The organism is Actinomadura sp. HBU206391 (genome assembly GCF_014323665.1).
Lineage (GTDB): Bacteria > Actinomycetota > Actinomycetes > Streptosporangiales > Streptosporangiaceae > Actinomadura_C.
The window spans coordinates 1-4,418 of sequence record NZ_JABVEB010000365.1 but is presented as its reverse complement, the minus strand read 5'-3'; the positions used below and the strand labels follow the sequence as shown (position 1 = coordinate 4,418).

Below are 4,418 nucleotides of genomic sequence, written 5' to 3'. Positions count from 1 at the left end.
TGCCCTCGGGCACGGTGACGGACATGCCGTCGACCTGCACTGTTACGGTCGGTTCGCCCGGCCGGCCGGGAGTGCCGAGGTCGGGTTCCTTGATGAGTGCCATGACTGCCCTTCTTCTACGCGCCGCCGCCTAGGACACCGGCGGAGCGGACGAGACGTCCTCAGGCACCTGTTCACCGGCGGAGGCCGGCGTCGTGCCCGTACCGTCACCCGCGTCGCGGGCGAGAAAGTCCTCGGAAAAGTGCCGCATCGCGCTGCGCACCGGAAGCGGGGTGAGCCCGCCCATCGCGCACAGCGAGCCGTCGGTCATCAGCTCGCACAGGTCCTCGAGCAGCTCCAGATTGGCGTCGCGGTCCTCCCCGGCGATGATGCGGTCGACCACCTCGACCCCGCGAACCGAGCCGACGCGGCAGGGCGTGCACTTGCCGCAGGACTCCTCCGCGCAGAACTCCATTGCGAACCGCGCCTGCCGCGCCATGTCGACGGTGTCGTCGAAGACGACGATGCCGCCGTGGCCGACCATGGCGCCCGCCGCCGCGAACGCCTCGTAGTCCATCGGCAGGTCGAGGTCGGAGGTCGGGATGTAGGCGCCGAGCGGCCCGCCGACCTGCACGGCGCGGACGGGCCGGCCCGACACGGTGCCGCCGCCGAACTCGTGCACCAGCTCGGCGAGCGTGACCCCGAAGGCGGTCTCGACGATGCCGCCGCGGGCGATGTTGCCGGCGAGCTGGAACACCTGGGTGCCGCGCGAGCGCTCGACGCCACGTTGCCGGTAGGCGTCGGCGCCGTCGGCCAGGACCATGGGCACCGAGGCGACCGTCAGCACGTTGTTGACCACCGTCGGCTTGCCGAACAGCCCGGACAGCGCCGGGATGGGCGGCTTGGCCCGCACCATGCCCCGCTTGCCCTCCAGGCTCTCGAGCATGGAGGTCTCTTCGCCGCAGATGTACGCGCCCGCGCCCACTCGGACGAACAGCTCGAAGTTCATCGACGAGCCGAGGACGCCCTCGCCCAGCCAGTTCTGCGCGTGGGCGATGTCGATCGCGGCACGCATCGCCGCGATGGCGTCCGGGTACTCCGAGCGGATGTAGACGTAGCCCTCGGTCGCCCCCACCGCGTGGGCGGCGATCAGCATGCCCTCGATGAGGCAGAAGGGGTCGCCCTCCATCAGCATCCGGTCGGCGAAGGTGCCGCTGTCGCCCTCGTCGGCGTTGCAGCAGACGAACTTCAGCGGGCCGGCGGCCTCCATCACCGTCTTCCACTTGATGCCGGCAGGGAACCCGGCGCCGCCGCGACCGCGCAGCCCCGAGGCGGTGACCTCCTCGACCACCTCGGCGGGCGAGCGCTCGAGGGCGCGGCGCAGACCGGCCAGACCGCCGTGCGCGACGTAGTCGTCCACCGACAGCGGATCGGTCACCCCGACCCGGGCGAACGTCACCCGATCCTGGTCGCGCAGCCACCGCAGTTCGTCCACGACGCCCAGCCGCAGCTCGTGGTCGCCGCCGTCGAGCAGACCGGCGGCGAGCAGGCCCTCGACGTCCTCGGGACGCACCGGGCCGTACCCGATCCGGCCCTCGTCGGTCACCACCTCGACCAGCGGCTCCAGCCAGAGCATGCCGCGTGATCCGTTGCGCACCACGCGGATCGGCCGATCGGCGGAGCCGCGGATGGCGGTCGCGACCTCATCGGAGCCCACGGACCGGGCGGCCGAGTCCCGTGGCACGTAGACGGTCACCGGTCGCCGGTCGGGGCCGGTCATCGGGCTCCCGCCTCGGTGACGAGGGCGTCCAGGCGGCTGGGCCCGACCCTTCCGTACAGCCTGCCGTTCACCTGCACCGACGGCCCGAGTGCACAGTTGCCGAGGCAGAACACCTGCTGCAGGGTCGCGGTGCCGTCGGGGGTCGTCTCGCCGGCGGATATCCCGAGGCGCTGCCGGGCGTGGGCCATGAGCGCTTCGGCGCCGACCGCCTGGCAGGCCTCGCCGCGGCAGACGCGCACGTCCGTACGCCCTGCCGGGGCCTTGCGGAAGTCGTGGTAAAAGGTGATCACGCCGTGCACGTCGGCGCGGGAGATGTTGAGCTCTTCGGCCAGTACCGGGACGACGGCCTGGTCGACGTAGCCGAACTCCGCCTGGATCCCGTGCAGGATCGGCAGCAGTTTTCCCCGCTCGCCGTCGTGCGCGGTCACGATGGCGCGCACCCGCTCCTGAATCGAAAGACTATGGCCGACTGTCACTATCGTCTCCATCCGCCGTCCGTGTCCTTGATGTCCGGCTAGGAAAGATTGTATACGGTATGGAATTTACTCCGCAATAGCGGTCTGCCCTGCGAAAAGGAGATTCGAGCAGGTACGAGCGGTCGCTAGAGGCGTTGCTAGAGGCGGCGAAGGGCCGCGGCGGAATGGCGGAGTACCGCCAAGCTACCTCGGCGGTCCGAACGGCGGCAGGGCGCCGTCGCCCGGATCGGTGTGCTCGGCCAGCGCCGCGGCCATGCCTTCGAGGGCGAGACCCTTGCGCGTCAGGTCCTGGCTGAGCCCGTCCATGGTCGCCAGCGTGATGTGCAGGAAGACGTCAGGGGCGAGCCGGGCGACCTCGGCGTCATAGCGGCTTCGCAGGTCCGGATCGCCGGTCAGCTGGGCGAGCACTCCGGCTCTGATCCGCTCGGTGATGGCCCGCCAGACGTGCTCGCGCTCGGGAGCGCCCTCGCCCGGACCGGTGTTGCGCCAGGCCCCCGTGTAGTCGAGCCGGCGGATGAGCTGAGGGGCGGGATCGCCGGCGCGCAGGTCCCAGAGCACGGCCCAGTAGGCGAGCAGCCAGTTCATTCCGTTGAGGACGCGCAGCGGATCGGTGTCGAGGGCGCCGAACAGCTCGGACTGTGCCGGTGCCTGGGTCGGCAGGCTGACCCAGCGGAAGGCGAGGGTCTCGAGCCGGATCAGGTCGTCCATCGGCAGTCGGCCGGCGGCCGGCCGGCGGATGAGGGCTCTGCGTCCCGACACCGGGTCGAGGAGCACCGCGGCGTAGGCATCGGCGTGGGGCGACCACACGTACGACCCTGATGCCACGTGCCCAATGCTACGGGCCTTGCGGGGAAATGGTCAGGTGGTCACACTCATGGAACCGCTTCGGCTCATCAGCGCTGAAGCGTGCGTGGAAGGGGCGATCGAACATGGCGGACGCGTGGCTGCGGTCCGGAGTGGACCCGGACGCGCCGGACGAGGTCCTTCTCATCGTGGTCGTGGACACGCGGGTCCTGCGGGTGAGCGGGCGGTGTCCCGGTTCGGCGCACATGCCTACGAGGGCGACCGGGCCTTCTACGTGGTGCAGACCGACGCCTGGGTCGAACGACGGCTCGACGGCGACACGCTGACCGTCGACGTGGTCGCCCACTCCGCCGTGCTCAAGAGGCTGGGCATCGAGCCGGCCGGATTCGCCGACCGCTCGAGGGTGGACCCGTACGCGGTGCGGTTGCTGAGGGTGGTGTCGGCCGTCGATCCGGCCCTGTATGCGCGGGTCCCGGAGACGACGATCGTCTTCGCCGCGCCGTCCGGCGGTCCCGCCGACAAGGTCGTGGCGGCCCTGAACGCGGAGGCGGACTGGCCGGTGATCTATGCCCCGCCCCCCGCGCCCCGGGACGTCGCGACCGAGCATCCGCAAGGCGCCGGCTGAGCCACGGCCACCCGCGGGACCTTGCCCCGCGGCAGTCTGGAGACTACCGTACCAAGCGGTCGCTAGGTTGGTAGCGGAGGGCGCGTGGATCTCACCTTCACCGAGGGTCAGCGGGCCTTCCGAGCCGAGGTCCGGGACTGGCTCGCCGAGCACGTGCCCGCGGATCCGCTGCCCTCGATGGACACCGCGGCAGGCTTCGAGCGCCATCGCGAATGGGAGCGCACGCTGGCCACGGCCCGGCTGTCGGCGGTCTCGTGGCCACGGCGATACGGCGGCCGGGACGCCGATCTCATCGAGTGGCTGATCTTCGAGGAGGAGTACTGGGCCTCGGGCGCCCCCGGGCGGGTGAGCCAGAACGGTGTGTTCCTGCTCGCCCCCACGCTCATGACCTACGGCACCGAGGAGCAGAAGCGGCGGCTGTTGCCCCGGATGGCCCGCGCCGACGACATCTGGGCGCAGGCGTGGTCGGAGCCCGAGGCCGGCAGCGACCTCGCCGCGCTGCGCGCCACGGCCACGCCGGACGGCGACGGCTGGCGGCTGACCGGCCAGAAGACCTGGAGCTCCCGGGCCGCCCACGCCGACCGGTGCTTCGGCCTCTTCCGCACCGACCCGGACGCGCGGCGGCATCGCGGTCTCACGTACTTCATGGTCCCGCTGACCGCCGACGGCGTGACGGTGCGGCCGATCGCCCAGCTCGACGGCAGGCACGGGTTCGCCGAGATCTTCTTCGACGACGTGTACGCGTCCGCCGACG

General features: G+C 71.3%; 5 protein-coding genes. 2 read left to right on the top strand and 3 right to left on the bottom strand.

Annotated features, from left to right (window positions below; all coding sequences use genetic code 11):
- Positions 1-130: 130 nt before the first annotated feature.
- From HKK72_RS36450 to HKK72_RS36440, 3 genes are all read right to left on the bottom strand, one after another.
- A complete protein-coding gene (locus tag HKK72_RS36450; RefSeq protein ID WP_187238950.1) occupies positions 131-1,759 on the bottom strand; it encodes a formate dehydrogenase beta subunit in 1,629 nt (542 codons plus the stop codon).
- Positions 1,756-2,199, bottom strand: a complete 444-nt coding sequence (locus HKK72_RS36445; RefSeq protein ID WP_222721597.1) for a formate dehydrogenase subunit gamma — start codon at positions 2,197-2,199, stop codon at positions 1,756-1,758. The genes HKK72_RS36450 and HKK72_RS36445 overlap by 4 nt, the downstream gene beginning before the upstream one ends.
- Before the next feature lie 219 nt (positions 2,200-2,418).
- Entirely contained in the window at positions 2,419-3,060 is a 642-nt protein-coding gene (locus tag HKK72_RS36440) for a hypothetical protein (protein ID WP_187238948.1), read from the bottom strand.
- A 205-nt stretch (positions 3,061-3,265) separates the two neighbouring features.
- Here HKK72_RS36440 and HKK72_RS36435 point away from each other — a divergent pair, with 205 nt between their 5' ends.
- The gene (locus tag HKK72_RS36435) at positions 3,266-3,664 is read left to right on the top strand and encodes a hypothetical protein (protein WP_187238947.1); all 399 of its coding nucleotides are present in this window, start codon (positions 3,266-3,268) and stop codon (positions 3,662-3,664) included.
- 84 nt (positions 3,665-3,748) lie between these two features.
- A partial coding sequence (locus tag HKK72_RS36430) for an acyl-CoA dehydrogenase family protein (protein ID WP_187238946.1) occupies positions 3,749-4,418 on the top strand: 670 nt, incomplete at its 3' end.

Bases quoted from the DNA above. Each gene is read 5' to 3' on its own strand.
- HKK72_RS36450 (WP_187238950.1), bottom strand. From the start codon at position 1,759: ATGACCGGCCCCGACCGGCGACCGGTGACCGTCTACGTGCCACGGGAC.